Source organism: Marinobacter sp. ES-1, assembly GCF_000475255.1.
Lineage (GTDB): Bacteria > Pseudomonadota > Gammaproteobacteria > Pseudomonadales > Oleiphilaceae > Marinobacter > Marinobacter vinifirmus.
Genome location: NZ_AXBV01000032.1, coordinates 195,602 through 211,235, shown reverse-complemented (window position 1 = coordinate 211,235; position 15,634 = coordinate 195,602). Strand labels below are relative to the sequence as shown.

Genomic DNA, 15,634 nt, shown 5'->3' with positions numbered 1-15,634 from the left:
CATCGGGACTCAAAAATAACTGCGGGATGCACTATGAAATTCGGTAAAAAGAAGAGCAAAGAGTCCGCCCAGGACCAGACGCCGGAACAGAGCCCAGTAGAGCAAAGTAGCAAGTCACAGGAGCCGGTGGCCAAAAGGGGGCGTCGTCTGGGGTCGGTTGCGTTGCAGCAAGCACTGGCAGTGTTACTGGCCGGTGTAGTCGCTGTGCTCGCCGTGTATTTCCTGTCGGTGATGCCGGCGGCGGAAAAGCGCCATGAAGCATCGCGTCAGGTGGAAGCCGACAGCGCCCAGCAGCGCCTGAATCAGTATTTTACCGCCCAGCAGGAACAGGTTCAGGCCATCGCCAACCAGCCCCATGTGCTCCGGGGCCTGGCTGGAGACACCGGTACCGAGGCGTTGGCCAGCCAGCTGCAAACCGCCTTGCCCGGCGCCAGTTCGGTGTTTGTCTTCCCCTATGGTGATATCCCGCGGGCTGGTAATAACGGCTCCTTGCTGGGGTTTGCCGGTGCTGAGCTGGCTCGTCGGGCCGAAAAAGGTTTGCCGCTGCAGCCAGACGCCTTCCCCCGGGATGGTGTCTGGTATATCCAGTTTGCTGCGCCGGTGCGGAATCCGGTGAGCAATGCGGTCGTCGGAACCGTACTGGCTGTCTTTGATGCTGACATTCTGCAACCGATGCTGACGGTCTCCAATGGCCGGCTGGGCGGTCAGCTGGCCTTGGTCCAGACCATTTCCGGCAGTTCCGGAACCGTTGCCAGCGCCGGTAACGGAAACGGGCCCTCAGAAACCCGCACATTGACCAACCCGGACTGGTCCGTTGTGTACCAGGCAGCCTCTGCACCGGAACCGGTGGTCAGCCCCATGGCACTGGCACTGCTGATCGGTATTCCGGCCCTGCTGGCAGCGGTACTGGTATGGATGCTGCTGGCGGCAGCCCAGCGCAGTATCCGTGAAGATATGTCTGCACTGATCCAGTGGGCCCATAAGGCCTTTGTCGGTGAACGGTTGCGCCTGCCGGCGTTGCATTGGGATACGGTGGCCTCAGCCGGCGAAGTGCTGCACCGGCTGTCGCTGGCGGTAGACAGCCGGGTAAACAAGGCGGGTGAAAATGGCAACGGCAAGCCCGCCCGGGCCAGCGCTCTTGCCTCCGATAGCGCCGCTCCCATGTTCCAGGACGATATTCCCGATGTAGATATGATGGATGGCGATGAAGACGTCCTCGGCTTTGGTGATGCCCCGATGTTCGACGACGAACTGTTTGACGAGGATGAACCGGTTCTGGCTGAGACCACGCAGGTGGACGTGCGGCCGGAAATTTTCCGGGCCTACGATATCCGCGGCATTGTCGGCGACAACCTGACCGAGGACGTTGTCGAGGTTATTGGCCGGGCCATCGGCTCTGAGGCGACCGACCGGGGCGTTACGTCTTTGTGTATCGGTTACGACGGCCGGCATTCCAGCCCGGGCCTGGCTGATGCGCTGGCACGGGGTGTGCTCTCCACCGGTTGTAGCGTGATCGAGGTGGGCGCAGTGCCCACTCCGGTGCTGTACTTTGCCGCCCACCACCTGGAAACCGGCTCTGGTGTGATGGTGACCGGCAGCCACAATCCGGCCAACTACAACGGCCTGAAGATTATGCTGGGGGGCGAAACCCTGTCCGGCGATGCTATCCAGAAGCTGTATGACCGCATCCAGAATACCGACTTCAGTGCCGGCCAGGGTGAGCTGTCCCGGGAAGACGTGCGCCGGGCCTACCTGGACCGGATCGTCGGTGATATTGCCGTGGCCGCCCCCCTCAAGGTGGTTGTGGATGCCGGCAACGGAATTGCCGGTGAGCTTGGCCCCATGTTGCTGGAAGAACTGGGTTGCGAAGTGACACCGCTGCATTGTGACGTGGACGGTGACTTCCCCAACCACCATCCGGACCCGGGCAAGCCCGAGAACTTGCAGGACCTGATCGCGAAGGTGCAGGAGACCGGCGCGGATATCGGCCTGGCCTTTGACGGCGATGGCGACCGGCTTGGCGTGGTGACCAACAGTGGCAAGATTATCTGGCCCGACCGCCTGCTGATGCTGTTCGCCCGGGATGTGGTGTCCCGCAATCCGGGTGCCGATGTGCTGTATGACGTCAAATGCAGCCGCCGCCTGGCTGGGGTGATTTCCGAAGCCGGTGGCCGGCCCATTATGTGGAAGAGCGGCCACTCCCTGATGAAAGCCAAGATGCAGGAAACCGGTGCCTTGCTGGCGGGCGAACTGAGCGGGCACATCTTCTTTGCCGAGCGCTGGTACGGCTTTGATGACGGCCTGTATACCGCCGCCCGCTTGCTGGAAATCCTGGGGATTGAAGATCGCCACAGCGATGAGGTGTTCGAGGACTTCCCGGAAGACATCAGCACCCCTGAGCTGAATTTACAGGTTACCGAGAGCGACAAGTTTGCCATTATCGAACGCCTGGAGCAGCAGGCTGATTTCGGCGACGGCAACGTCAGTACCATTGACGGCCTGCGGGTAGACTACACCGATGGCTGGGGCCTGTGCCGGGCATCCAACACCACGCCGGTGCTGGTGCTGAGGTTCGAGGCCGAAAACGAGGACGCCCTGGAGCGGATCAAGTCCGTGTTCCGGGAACAATTGCAGAAAGCGGCACCGGACCTGGTGGCCGATTTCTGATTCAAACCATTCTCTGACAGTAAGGATTAACACATCACCATGGCGCTGGATCGTGAAACAGCAATGCAGGTGGCCTCGGTACTGAGCCGGGGCCTGCCCTATATCCAACGGTTTACCGGCAAGACGGTTGTGATCAAATACGGCGGCAACGCCATGGAAAACGAAGACCTGAAGAGCAGCTTCGCCCGCGACGTGGTGTTGATGAAGCTGGTCGGTATCAATCCCATTGTGGTGCACGGTGGTGGCCCCCAGATCGGTGAACTGCTGGAGCGGCTGAACATCCAGTCCCGCTTTGTGAACGGCATGCGGGTGACCGACTCCGAGACCATGGACGTGGTAGAGATGGTGCTCGGCGGCCAGGTCAACAAGGAAATCGTTTCCCTGATCAACGCCCAGGGCGGCACCGCCGTGGGGCTGACCGGAAAAGACGCCAACCTGATCCGTGCCCGCAAGCTGGAAGTGGTGGATCGTTCTCCGGAGCTGGAACGCCCGGAAATCATTGATATCGGCCATGTCGGCGAAGTGGCCAGCGTGAATGTGGATGTGATCGACATGCTCACCCGCAGCAACGTGATTCCGGTGATTGCGCCCATCGGTGTCGGCCCGGACGGTGCGTCCTACAACATCAACGCAGACCTGGTGGCCGGCAAGGTGGCCGAGGCCATGAAGGCGGAGAAGCTGATCCTGCTGACCAACGTCTCCGGCCTGAAGAGCAAGGACGACAAGGTGCTGACCGGCCTGACTGCGCAGCAGGTCAACGACCTGATCGAAGACGGCACCATCCACGGCGGCATGCTGCCGAAAATCCGTTGCGCCCTGAGTGCGGTGGAAAACGGCGTGCGTACCTCCCACATCATTGATGGCCGGGTGGCCCATGCCTGTCTGCTGGAAATCTTTACCGACGAAGGTGTCGGTACCCTGATTTCCCGTAACTGAAGCCGATAACCGGGAGTAACCGTGGCATGAAGCGCCTGCTGTCCTTTCTGATCATTCTGGCCCTGGTGGTGTTTGTCGGCTTCAAGGCCGGTGCCTGGTGGCTGGCGGATCAGCGGCTGGCGGAGGCGCGCACGGCACTCTCGGAGATCGGTGTATTGCAGCGAGGCAACATCAGCTCGGCACTGGATGGCCGGTTACTGCTGAAACAAGCGGGCTGGCAGGACTTCCGGCTGACCCAGCCACTGGAGCTGGGCCTGGTGGAGCTGGACACCGGCTCGCCGGTGAGCCTGCTGACGGCACTGATGTACCCGGAGCCGCTGCCATCTGACTGGCAGTTGAAGGTAGAGCAGGCCAGCATGGTTCTGGAACCGGTGATGTTCCGCAACTGGGTAACCGCCGGCGCTGAAGCCGAGGATGCACCGGCTCCGCTGGTTGTGCTGTCCTGTGCGCCGGATCCGCGCCAGCAGCTGGGCAGCGGCGACCTGACCCGCATGGGTATTGAAGCCATCCGCGGTGACCTGTTGCTGATTCAGGACAGCGAAGGCCTGCACGCGGAACTGAATACGGTGGATACCGGCAGCCTGGAAGTGCACTGGCCCGATACCCGCTTGCAACTGCTGGATTCGGAGCTGACCCTGGCCGGAGCGCAGGACAATGCCAGTGTTACTTTGCGGGATGGTGGCCTGATGCGCCGTTTGTCAGCCTACTGTGGCCGGGAAACCGGGCTCACGGTGAACGAATGGGCAGGCAAGGCGGCAACTGCACTGGATGCCGGGCTTCGGGCCCGGGGATACCAGGCCAGTGACCAACTCGTTGCACTGTATCGACAGTGGCTGACCGAAGGCGGCGAGCTGGTATTCCCGGTTGCGGCCACCACCGGTACACCGGATATCCCGGTTCGCACCGAAGGCAGCCCGGAGGCCGCCTGGCCGGTAACCTACAATGGCGCCACGGTTCCGGATGTCTACCTGACCACCATTGAAGTGGTTGAGCCGCCTCTGCCGGCTGAAGCCATGGAGCCGGTCGCTGTCCAGGAAGAGCCGGGCAAGCAGGGGTGGTATGAAGAAGATTCCGAAAACGCTGCGGGCTGGATCGGCCGGCAGGTTCGTATAACTCTGTCGAACGGTAACCAGGTGGAAGGCCGGCTCGACATTGTCCGGGAAAGGGAAATGGACATCACCCGTTCGGTGGGCGGCGGCGAAGTATCCTATCCGATACTGATTCGCGCCATCAGCCAATTCGAAGTCTGGCGGCGCGGCCGGGCAGACTGACGCCAACAAGCCGGGAGGCGAGGATGGTGCACACAGACAGTAAAGCCAGCGTGCCGGGCATCCGGGAGATGCTGGCCCGATTGATTTCCCAGCCATCGATCAGCAGTGCGTCGCCGGACTGGGACCACAGCAACGAGGCGGTGGTTCGCACCCTGGCGGAATGGCTGGAAGCGCTGGGCTTTGCCGTCGAGATCCTGGATGTGCCGGGTATGCCCGGGAAATACAACCTGGTGGCTAGCCTGGGCAGCGGCCCCGGCGGCCTGGTGCTGTCCGGCCACACGGATACCGTGCCCTTTGACGACAAACGCTGGCACAGCGACCCCTTCACCCTGACCGAAAAAGACGATCGCTGGTATGGCCTGGGTACCTGCGATATGAAAGGGTTTTTCCCGCTCGCCATCGAGGCGGCGAAAGCCTTTATCGACCAGCCCCTGAAGCAGCCCCTGATTATCCTTGCCACCGCCGACGAAGAAAGCTCCATGAACGGGGCCCGGGCGCTGGCCGAGGCGGGCAAGCCCAGGGCCCGCTATGCCGTGATTGGCGAACCCACCAGCCTGCGGCCGGTGCGCATGCACAAAGGCATCATGATGGAGCGGCTGACCTTTGAGGGGCAGTCCGGCCATTCCTCGAACCCGGATTTAGGCCGCAATGCCCTGGAGGGTATGCACGAGGCCATGACCGAACTGCTGGCCCTGCGTGGCCAGTGGCAGGAGAAGTACCGAAACCCGGCTTTCAAGGTGCAGGTGCCCACCCTTAACCTTGGCTGTATCCACGGTGGCGACAACCCGAACCGTATCTGTGCCCGCTGCGAGCTGCACTTTGATCTGCGGCCGTTACCGGGCATGGACATGGATAACCTACGCCAGGCTATCCTGAACCGCATCCAGCCGCTGGCGGAGCGGCGCCAGCTGGCCCTCAGTTTCGAGCCGTTGTTCGATGGTGTGCCACCGTTCGAGACGCCGGCGGATGCGGCACTGGTGCAAGCCTGCGAAAAGCTCACCGGGCACACCGCCCATGCTGTCGCCTTCGCCACCGAAGCGCCCTGGCTGCAGAAGCTGGGCCTGGAAACCCTGGTGATGGGCCCCGGCTCCATTGACCAGGCGCACCAACCAGATGAGTACCTGGAACTGTCGCAATTACAGCCCACGGTGGATATTCTGCGGGGATTGATCAGGCAGTTCTGTATCGGATGAACAGGGAGACCGGATTGAAATCAAACGAATGGCTGCACGGGTTCCGGCACTCATCACCGTACATCAACGCCCATCGCGGGCGCACGGTGGTACTGACCATGCCCGGTGATGCCATAGAGCACCGTAACTTTATCAACATCATTCATGACATCGCCCTGCTCAGCAGCCTGGGCGTGCGCCTGGTGGTGGCCTTTGGCGGCCGCCCGCAGATCCAGTCGCGGCTGGATGATGCCGGCCTGGAATCCACCTTCTCCCGCGGGCTCCGGGTCACTCCCGACGACCACCTGCCGCTGGTGATGGAGGCCATTGGCGGCTTGCGTGCCTACGTTGAAAGCCAGCTGTCCATGGGGCTGGTGAACTCGCCCATGCACAACGCCCGGATTCGTGTCAGCAGTGGTAACTATGTTACCGCCAAGCCGGTCGGGGTTCTGGATGGTATTGATTACGGCTACACCGGCCGGGTGCGCCGGGTCGACAGCCGGGGTATCGAGCAGATGCTGGAGCTGGGTCACATCGTGCTGTTGCCGCCCATGGGCTATTCGCCCACCGGCGATGCCTTCAACCTGTCCTACGAGGATGTCGGCAGCCAGGTGGCCGCGGCGCTGCAGGCAGAAAAACTGATCGTCTTCATTGATGACGAAGGCCTGCTGGATGAAGACGGCTCGCTGATCCGTGAATTGTCGGCGCGCCAGGCTTCCGAGCGGCTGAACGACAATACCGTGACCGGCCACGATGCCGCGCTGCTGAAAGCTGCCTGTGATGCCTGTGTTAAAGGGGTGCGCCGGGCCCACATTATCAGCTACGCCGAAGACGGCGCCTTGCTGGAAGAGCTGTTCACCCGGGACGGCTCCGGCACCCTGGTGAGCGGGGACAACTACGAGCAGATCCGCCAGGCCCGGGTGGAAGACATTGGCGGGATACTGGAGCTGATCCAGCCACTGGAAGAGCAGGGCATACTGGTGCGCCGGTCCCGGGAAATGCTGGAAACCGAAATCGACCGGTTTGTGGTGGCCGAGCGGGACGGCACCATTGTGGGTTGCGCCGCCCTCTACAATTACCCTGATGAAGGCGCAGGCGAGCTTTCATGCTTCGCCGTTGACCCTTCCTATCGCCGGGCAGGCCGGGGTGACGATATCCTGGCCATGGTGGAGAAGCTGGCCCGCAGCCAGGGCATTCGCAAACTGTTTGTGCTCACCACCCAGACCGAACACTGGTTCCGGGAGCGGGGGTTCGAGCCCACGGCGGTGCAGAACCTGCCGGGGCCCAAGCTGGCCTCCTACAATACCCAGCGCAACTCAAAGGTGTTCGTCAAACCGATGTGATAACCCTGCCAGCCGGGCCCGGCGTTGTGGTTCCGGCTGGCCGGACAGCTGCTCTACCTGGCGGTAAAATTCCCCGAAGTTGTAGTCCAGCTCCCGCAACAGTTGCCGGAACGCCGGCACATGCTGGTTGTACTGCCGGAACAGTGCCAGGTTGGCGTTGTTCAGCTGTACCGGCGGCGCTCCGAAGGGGCCGGGCTCCGGGTAGTCGTCGGCCAGCCGGGCGTAGGCCTGCGCCAGTTGCTCCAGGTGTTCTGCCTTGCGTTCACGCAGTTGTTGCGGTGTCAGCGTATCCTGCTGCTTGTACAGCTGCTCCAGCTTTGCCGTGGTGGCCTCAACCAGTGCCAGGGTGCGGTTGCGGTGTTGCTGTCGCAGCAGGGCACGGTCAAAGTCTTCCGCACTGTTTTGCTGCTCCAGCCACAGGCGCAGGCCTTCCAGCTCCACGGCCGTGGCAAAGCTTTCGTTGAAGGCAGTATCTTCGGCGATGTACACCACCTGGTGGGCCAGTTCGTGGAACATCAGCGCCACCATGCGGTCATCAGTAAGCCGGGTAAAGCCGGTGTGCAGCGGGTCATCAAACCAGCCCAGTGTTGAGTAGGCCGTTACCCCGCCGATAAAGGTGTCGTAGCCCTGCTGGCGGAACCGTGCCTCTTCCTTGCGTGCCTGTTCGAGTTTGAAGTAGCCTCGGTACGCCTGGCAGCCGAGCACCGGATAGCACCAGCGGTGGGGCTCCAGGGAGAATTCGGGCACGGCAACCAGGTTGACCACCACCCAGGGCCGGTCCAGTTCCACGAATTCGGTAAATGCATCGCCCACGGGCAGGTCGAGCCGGGTGCGGGCGAAGCGGCGGGCAGCTCCGGCAAGCTCCAGTTTCTGCCGCAATTCCGGTGCTGTATCCGGCTGCTTTTGCAGGCGCTCTACCGGCTCGCCCCGCATCATCAGCGACAGCTGGCCGCCGATGGCCTGGCTGTAGTAGCCGAAAGTTGAACACCCGGAAATACCCGCCAGGAGTAGTAAAAGAAGATTGATCTGAATAAGCTGTTTCATGACACGGAATGTTATGATGAAACACTCGCACGGTCACTGAGCAAATACATTGTCAGCCATCGCCGTCGAACCGGTAACCGGCCAGGATGTCCATGGAACCCAAAGAACGTCGCAGCAGTACCCGACAGGCCATTAAACTCGCAGCCCAGCTTGATATCGGGACCGGTAATCCGTTGCCGTGCCAGATTGCCGATTTCTGTGCCGAGGGCATGTACATTCGTTATTCTGCCGAAACCTCGGGCAAGATCGAACGGGCGTTCTCGGGTGATGCGCCGAAAGAACTGGTGGTGCGTTTTCGCGGGCTGGAAGTTAACCGCCGTTACGAGCTCCATGTGACCCCCACCCGCCGTACCGACGGGGCCATGGGCGTCAGTTTTACCCGATCGGACCCCGAGGCGGTCAACGCCATGCTCAAGCTGTGCGGCGCCAGCCGGGAACAGGATCGCTCCTCCCTCAAAGCACCTTCTGACCGGGTCCAGTTTGTCCTGCACCAGGCTGCCCGGGCGATTACCCACTATATCGAACCGCTGATGGATGCCTGCATCGTGCAGATGGCCGAGGAACTCCAGGTCGCTGCCAAGAAGGCTTCCCATGACCAGCAGGCCAACGAATACCTGGAAGCCGCCGGGCAGATCCACAGCCGCCAGCGGGTCATCTGGCACCAGATGGCGGCCAGCCTGCAGTCACCCCTGAAGCCTGAACCCAAGGGCGCGCCCGGCGCGGCGCTGTCGGTAGTCGACAAGAACGAATTCGAGGAATGGCTGGCGGTACGGGTGATGGTGACCCGGGCCGACACCCGCTATCGCGGTGACTTGCTGCAGCTGAAGCTGCGCCTGGATCACCTGCAGGTGGCCAACCGCACCGGCCACCATAATCCGCTGGGGCCGGCCCTGGTCAGCGAGGCGTTCCATAACGCCCTGGGGCAGCTCAACCTGTCCCGGGATGTGGAAAAAATTTGCCTGAAGGTTTTCGAGCTGACGGTATTGAAGGAACTCGGGCCCATGTACCGGGAGCTGAACAACATACTGATTCGCCATGGTGTGTTGCCGGATCTCGATCTGTCCCGCTACCTCAGTGAACAGCCCGATCCCCGGCCAACCAAGACGCCGCCGGAGCCGAAGCCGGCCGAAGAGTCGAAACCGGCTGTGGACGATCAGCAAAATACTGCGGACCAGAACAGCGACCCCGCTAACCGGCTAACCGGTGACTTCCGTGGTTATTCCCAGTCGGCCCGGACGGCGTTCGCCACGGTCCGCAACCTGTTGAGCACTCTCCAGGCCAGTCGGGCGGGCGCCGGAGAACCGGCAACCGGGATGTTCCCCGCCGATGCCCGGCCGCTGTCGCCGGGTGAGCTGTACCGTGATCTGCAGGAACTGCAGCTGCAGGTTGTCGGCGACGAAGACGATACCGCATCCCTGAAAGAGCGGGTGCTGGGCAAGGTTCGGGAAAATGGCGAAGACGCCGGCCTGAACGAGGAGCAGCAGGAAACCCTCGATGTGGTTGACCGCTTTTTCCAGAGTGTGTTGTCCAGCCCGAAACTCAGTGAACACGCCCAGGCCATTATGCGCCGGCTGGAAGTGCCGGTACTGAAGGTGGTGATGCGTGATCCTGCGTTTTTCGAGGACCATGGCAGCCCGGTTCGGGAAGTGATGAACCGGCTGGCCCAGCTGGGTATCCGGGGCGGCCGGATCAACCCGGTGGTGCAGCGCCGGGTTGATGAGCTGGTGCACCGTATTGCCACCGAGTTCGAGCAGGACCCGGCGATGTTCGAGCAAACGCTTGCCGAGCTGGACGGGCTGATCGAACGCCAGAACCAGATTTATCGCCGCAATGTTGAACGGGTGACGGCGGCGGCAGAGGGTGCCCAGAAAGTATCCGAGTCCCGGGCGGCGGTCACTGAAGCGGTCAACCGCAAGATTGCCGGCTGCCGGGTGCCCAGGGCATTGATGACCCTGCTGGAAGGCGGTTGGCGTGACCTGCTGTCGCTGACCTGGATTCGCCAGGGCCCGGATAGCCAGGCGTGGGCTGATTACCTGGAGGTGATCGACTCCCTGCAGGCTTTCGGTGAAGACCCGCAGATGGAGATCAACCTGCCGGAACTGCTGCGGCTGATCCAGGATGGCCTGGCGTCTATTTCCGGTAACCATATGCCCTCGTCCCGGATTCGGGAAGAACTCAAACGGTTCCTGGTGCGGTCGCCGGAGCAGCCGCCTGAAATGGTGGATGTGCCCGAGGCCGAGCCGGAGCAAGATGCGGCAGCACAGGACCAGGATAGCCTGAGCGAACTGGAGCGGCGCAACCTCCAGCGGTGGATTACCCGCGCCCAGCAGTTGCAGGGCGGGCAATGGTTGAAGGACCTGAGCCAGCCGGAACAGCCCCAGCATATCAGGCTGGTGTGGGTTGCCCGGGGCTTCGGCCGCTTTGTCTTTGTGAACCATCAGGGCATGAGAGTGGTGGAGCTGGGCCTGGAAGACCTGGCCCGCCAGATGCGCCGTGGCGTGATTGTGCCGGATGCCGAGTACGATCGGCCGCTGGTGGATGAAAGTATCGACCGCATGGTCAAGGATGTGTACGACCAGTTGTCCTGGGCATCCAGCCATGACCAGTTGACCGGCCTGCTGAACCGCCGGGAATTCGAGCGTATGCTCGACCAGCAACTGGCGGGACGGGAAGAAAACCTGGCCTTGCTGTACCTGGATCTTCGGGGTTTCCGGCTATTGAACGACACGGCCGGCTACCAGGCCGGTGATGAAGTACTGAAACGCCTGGCGGATATCCTGTGCCGGCAGGCGGAGGGTGGCCGGCCGGTGGCGCGCCTGGCGGGTAACGAATTTGCCATGCTGGTGCCGGCGGACAAGGGCAACAGCATTGCCAAGGCGCTGATCAGCGCCATCGAAACCGATGTGTTCGAATTCGGCGGCAACCAGTATGCGTTGTCGGCGAACGTGGGGCTGGTGCCGGATCTGCCGGTGCTGGTCAATGGCGAGCGCTGGTTGCGGGCCTCTGAGCAGGCGCTGACCGCCGCCCGCAAGAAAGGCGAGGGCACCATTGCCGAGTATGCGCCGGACAAGGCCGACCAGGACCGCCAGGAACAGATTGCTGCCCGGCTGGCGAACCTGCGGGACCCGGGCGACGAGCGCATGTTGCTGCGCTGCCAGAAGATTATCCCGCTGCATGGCAAAGCCAGGATGCCGTCCCAGTACGAAGTGCTGATCAGCATGTACGACGACAGCGGGCAGCTGATTACTGGCCGGGACTTCATCCGCATGGCCGAACGCTATGACCGGATGCAGGTGGTGGACCGCTGGGTGGTGGGCCACATGCTGGACTGGTTGCGGGAAGAGGCGCCGGACCCCGGCGCGGTGGGTGGAATCTGTATCAACCTGTCCGGTCACTCCCTGAATGACCAGTCGCTGCTGGAATTTATCTACGAAAAGCTCAGCAAGCAGGATGCGCCCATTGAACGGCTCTGGTTCGAACTGACAGAAGCTTCGGCCATCAACGACCTGCAGGCGGTGGCCGACTTCATGGCGGAAATGAAGGAGCTGGGTTGCCGGTTCTGTCTGGGTGACTTCGGTAGTGGCCCCAGCTCGTTCCAGTTCATGCGTTCGCTGCCGGTGGATCTGATCAAGATCGACAGCGCCTTCACCAGCCAGCTGGTGGCCAGCGAGACTGACCAGACCATGGTGAAGTCCATGGTCGACATGGCCCACTACATGGAGCGGGAGGTGATTGCCTCGCAGGTGGAGTCCCGGGACGTGCTGGACCTGTTGCGACAGCTGGGTGTGGACTATGCTCAGGGCTTTGTGATCGAGAAGCCGCGGCTGCTCGACAGCCTGACCTGACCGGGAGCCTTGCTGTCTATGTCCAAACGCCATCCTGTTATTGCGGTGACCGGGTCTTCCGGGGCCGGCACCAGCACAACCGGCCAGATTTTCAGCCGGTTGTTTGCCAGTGAAGACATCAGTGCGGCCATGGTCAGCGGTGACAGCTTCCACCGTTACACCCGGGAGCAGATGGCCCGGCTGGCGGCGAAGGGGCAGTTCGGGGAACGCAACCACTTCGCCCTGGCGGCCAACCACATCGACCGCCTCGAAGCCTTGCTGTACGACTACAGCCATACCGGCAACGGCCGTTATCGCCACTATGTCCACGATGAAGACCGGGAGCTGATAGCGGCCGGTTTCAAGCCCGGAACCTTCACCCCGTGGCAGTCACTGCCGGCGGATACCGACCTGCTGTTCTACGAGGGCTTGCATGGCGGGGTGGTCAGCGAAAACTATAACATTGCCCAGTATGTGGACCTGTTGATCGGCGTGGTGCCCATCGTTAACCTGGAATGGATCCAGAAAATCCACCGGGACACCAACACGCGCGGTTACAGCCCCGATGCGGTGGTCAAAACCATCATCAACCGTATGGACGACTACGTGCACGATATCGTGCCGCAGTTCTCCCATACCCACATCAACTTCCAGCGTATCCCGTTGGTGGATACCTCGAACCCGTTTATTGCCCGGGATGTGCCTACCGAAGATGAAAGCATGGTGGTGATCCACTTCCGGGAAGCTACCGATGTCGACTTTGCCAGGCTGTTGCAGTTGATCCCCCACAGCCGCCTGTCCCGCCACGATACCCTGGTGATTCCCGGCACCAAGATGCCTCTGGCCATGGACCTGATCGTCCGGCCCATGGTGCAGAGGCTGATGGCCGGCAAGGCCTTCGCCTGAGGATCAGGCGGTCAGGCGGCCGCTCTGGTAATCCCTCAGGGTCTGTTCGATTTCTTCCCGGGTGTTCATCACAAACGGACCGTATTGCACCACCGGCTCGCCGATGGGTTTGCCGGCAATCAGCAGCAGCCGGGCGGGCCGGGTGCCGCCCGCCAGCATAATCTCGTCGCCGTCACCCAGCACACTGGCTGCCGATGCCTGCAGTCGGGTGCGTTCGTTACCCGTGACCAGCCCGGCTTCGCCTTCGTACAGGTACAACATGGCGTTGTGGCTGGCCGGTACCGGCAATGACAGCTGGCTGCCGGGCTCCAGGTGAATGTCGGCGTAGATGGCATCGGTACTGCCGCCGGTGACCGCACCGGACACCTGGCCACCGCTGAGGGTCATCTCGCCGGCAATCAGCTTGACGGTGGCGCCGCCCTGACTGAAGGCAGGAATGTCTTCGGGCTGGATATCCCGGTAGCCGGCCGGTTTCATTTTTTCCGCCGCCGGCAGGTTCAGCCACAGCTGGAAACCGCGCATCAGGCCGGATTCCTGCTGCGGCATTTCCGAGTGCACAATGCCCCGGCCGGCGGTCATCCACTGTACGCCGCCGTTGCGCAGGTTGCCCCGGTTACCCAGGTGGTCTTCGTGCAACATGTGGCCTTCGATCATGTAGGTGACCGTCTCGAACCCCCGGTGCGGGTGGGCGGGAAAGCCTGCAATGTAATCCTGGGGCTGGTCAGAGCCGAACTCGTCGAGCATCAGGAACGGATCCATGCGGATGCTCTGGCGCTGGCCCAGGGAGCGTTTGATTCTTACCCCGGCACCATCGGAGGTTTCCAGTGCGGGGATGACCTGTTTCAGGGCGCGATGCGTCATGGTGTCGTCCTCTCGGTTAGCAATGGTTCCATTAAACCGGGGCGACGGGCAGGATGAAAACGCAGAATTCTGGCGGGAGGGATCAAAAAAACTGAAGGAGCGGGCCGGCGGCCCGTCCAGGCCGCCGGCAGGGCCGGATTACTCCACGTTTCGGGAGTAGAAAATCTCCAGCATTTCGCGGCGCAGGCGGTCTTCGATGGACTGGGCTTCGGCCGGGTCCAGTTCACTGGCGTTCACGCCGAATACATAGTTGTCCAGGTTGAAGTCCTTCAGCATCATCTTGGTGTGGAACAGGTTTTCCTGGTACACGTTCACGTCGATCATCTGATAGGCGTTCTGGGTGTCTTCGGTCAGGTAGTTCTGGATCGAGTTGATGTCGTGGTCGATGTAGTGCTTGGTGCCGTCTACATCACGGGTGAAGCCGCGCACCCGGTAGTCCACGGTCACGACATCGGAATCGAAGCTGTGGATCAGGTAGTTCAGTACCTTCAGCGGTGAAATCAGGCCGCAGGTGGACACGTCGATATCCGCCCGGAAGGTGCTTACGCCGTCGTGGGGATGGCTTTCCGGGTAGGTGTGAACGGTTACGTGGCTCTTGTCCAGGTGCGCAACAATGGTGTCTGGCAGTGGGCCCGGCGATTCCTCGTTATTGGCTTCACTGTCGGTCACTTCGTGCTCGGCAATCAGCATGGTGACAGACGCGCCATGGGGCTCGTAGTCCTGGCGGGCAATGTTGAGGATGTTGGCGCCGATGATCTTGACCACGTCTGAAAGGATCTGGGTCAGGCGCTCGGCGTTGTACATCTCGTCGATGTAATCAATATAGGCTTCACGCTGTTCTTCGGTCTGCGCGTAACAGATATCGTAAATATTGAAGCTCAGGGACTTGGTCAGGTTGTTGAAACCGTGTAGCTGGAGTTTGGTTTCCATAATAGTTGATCACCTTTTGCGCAGACCTTTAAGAAAGTTGCGTATTATGCATACCGTATGTGTCATTGGATAGTCGTTGCAATGACTTTTTCCAGCCGGTTATTCCGCCTCGTGGATCTCGTAACTGTGGCTGATTTCCACGCCTGCCTTACCCAGCATAATCGATGCCGAACAGTACTTTTCTGCCGACAGGCTAACTGCCCGTTCTACCTGCTTTTCTTTCAGGTTGTGGCCGGTTACCACAAAGTGCAGGTGAATCCTGGTGAACACGGAAGGCACGGCATCGGCCCGCTCGGCCTCGAGCTCGGCGTGGCAGGCGGTGACGTCCTGGCGGCTCTTTTTCAGGATGCTCATGACATCAAACGACGAGCAGCCACCCACGCCCATCAGCAGCATTTCCATGGGGCGGGGGCCCAGGTCCTGGCCGCCGTGGTCGGGTGGTCCGTCCAGTTGTACGGTGTGGCCAGTGCCACTGGTAGCTTTGAAGCTGGCATTGCCGGTCCAGTCAACGGTAGCTTTCATCGGTGTCTCCATCGGCTATTCGGGTATGGCCGGGAATGCTAGCACAGTTGCCCGCAACCGGCCTTCTTGTTATAAGTTGCCGGGCACATCAGTAAAAACCCTAACCTGCAGGGAAAAGCGGGGATATAAAAAGATAAGCACTGCCAGACTCTGAGGAG

The 15,634-nt window shown here is 61.4% G+C and carries 11 protein-coding genes; 7 read left to right on the top strand and 4 right to left on the bottom strand.

Going from position 1 to position 15,634, the window contains the following annotated elements:
* Window positions 1-33: 33 nt before the first annotated feature.
* From Q668_RS17670 to argA, 5 genes are read left to right on the top strand one after another with little or no spacing between them, the layout of a single operon-like run.
* Window positions 34-2,667 carry a phosphomannomutase/phosphoglucomutase gene (locus tag Q668_RS17670; RefSeq protein ID WP_022988461.1) on the top strand — a complete coding sequence of 878 codons (2,634 nt, stop codon included), beginning with the start codon at window positions 34-36 and terminating at the stop codon, window positions 2,665-2,667.
* Between the two features lie 39 nt (window positions 2,668-2,706).
* On the top strand, window positions 2,707-3,603 hold the full coding sequence (gene argB / locus Q668_RS04715) for an acetylglutamate kinase (RefSeq protein WP_022988460.1): 897 nt from the start codon (window positions 2,707-2,709) through the stop codon (window positions 3,601-3,603).
* Window positions 3,604-3,629: 26 nt separating this feature from the next.
* The gene (locus Q668_RS04710; RefSeq protein ID WP_022988459.1) at window positions 3,630-4,874 is read left to right on the top strand and encodes a hypothetical protein; all 1,245 of its coding nucleotides are present in this window, start codon (window positions 3,630-3,632) and stop codon (window positions 4,872-4,874) included.
* 23 nt (window positions 4,875-4,897) lie between these two features.
* Complete coding sequence (gene argE, locus Q668_RS04705; RefSeq protein ID WP_022988458.1) at window positions 4,898-6,067, top strand: acetylornithine deacetylase; 1,170 nt, start codon at window positions 4,898-4,900, stop codon at window positions 6,065-6,067.
* A gap of 14 nt (window positions 6,068-6,081) precedes the next feature.
* The gene (gene argA, locus Q668_RS04700; RefSeq protein ID WP_036219239.1) at window positions 6,082-7,389 is read left to right on the top strand and encodes an amino-acid N-acetyltransferase; all 1,308 of its coding nucleotides are present in this window, start codon (window positions 6,082-6,084) and stop codon (window positions 7,387-7,389) included.
* Here argA and Q668_RS04695 read toward each other — a convergent pair.
* The gene (locus Q668_RS04695; RefSeq protein WP_022988456.1) at window positions 7,363-8,433 is read right to left on the bottom strand and encodes an aminopeptidase; all 1,071 of its coding nucleotides are present in this window, start codon (window positions 8,431-8,433) and stop codon (window positions 7,363-7,365) included. The genes argA and Q668_RS04695 overlap by 27 nt on opposite strands.
* Window positions 8,434-8,525: 92 nt before the next feature.
* Between Q668_RS04695 and Q668_RS04690 the strand changes: the two genes are divergently transcribed.
* Together Q668_RS04690 and Q668_RS04685 are read left to right on the top strand one after the other, a co-directional pair.
* Entirely contained in the window at window positions 8,526-12,278 is a 3,753-nt protein-coding gene (locus Q668_RS04690; protein WP_022988455.1) for a DUF1631 family protein, read from the top strand.
* Window positions 12,279-12,296: 18 nt separating this feature from the next.
* Complete coding sequence (locus tag Q668_RS04685; RefSeq protein ID WP_022988454.1) at window positions 12,297-13,163, top strand: phosphoribulokinase; 867 nt, start codon at window positions 12,297-12,299, stop codon at window positions 13,161-13,163.
* Window positions 13,164-13,166: 3 nt separating this feature from the next.
* Here the strand turns inward: Q668_RS04685 and Q668_RS04680 are convergent, their stop codons facing one another.
* The 3 genes from Q668_RS04680 to Q668_RS04670 form a co-directional block, all read right to left on the bottom strand.
* The gene (locus Q668_RS04680) at window positions 13,167-14,024 is read right to left on the bottom strand and encodes a pirin family protein (protein ID WP_022988453.1); all 858 of its coding nucleotides are present in this window, start codon (window positions 14,022-14,024) and stop codon (window positions 13,167-13,169) included.
* A 138-nt stretch (window positions 14,025-14,162) separates the two neighbouring features.
* Window positions 14,163-14,954 (bottom strand): adenosylmethionine decarboxylase, encoded by a 792-nt coding sequence (gene speD, locus Q668_RS04675; RefSeq protein WP_022988452.1) that lies wholly within the window; start codon window positions 14,952-14,954, stop codon window positions 14,163-14,165.
* Between the two features lie 99 nt (window positions 14,955-15,053).
* Window positions 15,054-15,476 carry an OsmC family protein gene (locus tag Q668_RS04670; RefSeq protein WP_022988451.1) on the bottom strand — a complete coding sequence of 141 codons (423 nt, stop codon included), beginning with the start codon at window positions 15,474-15,476 and terminating at the stop codon, window positions 15,054-15,056.
* Window positions 15,477-15,634: the final 158 nt, after the last annotated feature.

Excerpts from the sequence above, each read along its gene's own strand:
- Q668_RS04695 (WP_022988456.1), bottom strand. The coding sequence starts at position 8,433 with ATGAAACAGCTTATTCAGATCAATCTTCTTTTACTACTCCTGGCGGGT.
- Q668_RS04670 (WP_022988451.1), bottom strand. The coding sequence starts at position 15,476 with ATGAAAGCTACCGTTGACTGGACCGGCAATGCCAGCTTCAAAGCTACC.
- Q668_RS04680 (WP_022988453.1), bottom strand. The coding sequence starts at position 14,024 with ATGACGCATCGCGCCCTGAAACAGGTCATCCCCGCACTGGAAACCTCC.
- Q668_RS04685 (WP_022988454.1), top strand. The coding sequence starts at position 12,297 with ATGTCCAAACGCCATCCTGTTATTGCGGTGACCGGGTCTTCCGGGGCC.
- speD (WP_022988452.1), bottom strand. The coding sequence starts at position 14,954 with ATGGAAACCAAACTCCAGCTACACGGTTTCAACAACCTGACCAAGTCC.
- argE (WP_022988458.1), top strand. The coding sequence starts at position 4,898 with ATGGTGCACACAGACAGTAAAGCCAGCGTGCCGGGCATCCGGGAGATG.
- Q668_RS04690 (WP_022988455.1), top strand. The coding sequence starts at position 8,526 with ATGGAACCCAAAGAACGTCGCAGCAGTACCCGACAGGCCATTAAACTC.
- Q668_RS17670 (WP_022988461.1), top strand. The coding sequence starts at position 34 with ATGAAATTCGGTAAAAAGAAGAGCAAAGAGTCCGCCCAGGACCAGACG.
- argB (WP_022988460.1), top strand. The coding sequence starts at position 2,707 with ATGGCGCTGGATCGTGAAACAGCAATGCAGGTGGCCTCGGTACTGAGC.
- Q668_RS04710 (WP_022988459.1), top strand. The coding sequence starts at position 3,630 with ATGAAGCGCCTGCTGTCCTTTCTGATCATTCTGGCCCTGGTGGTGTTT.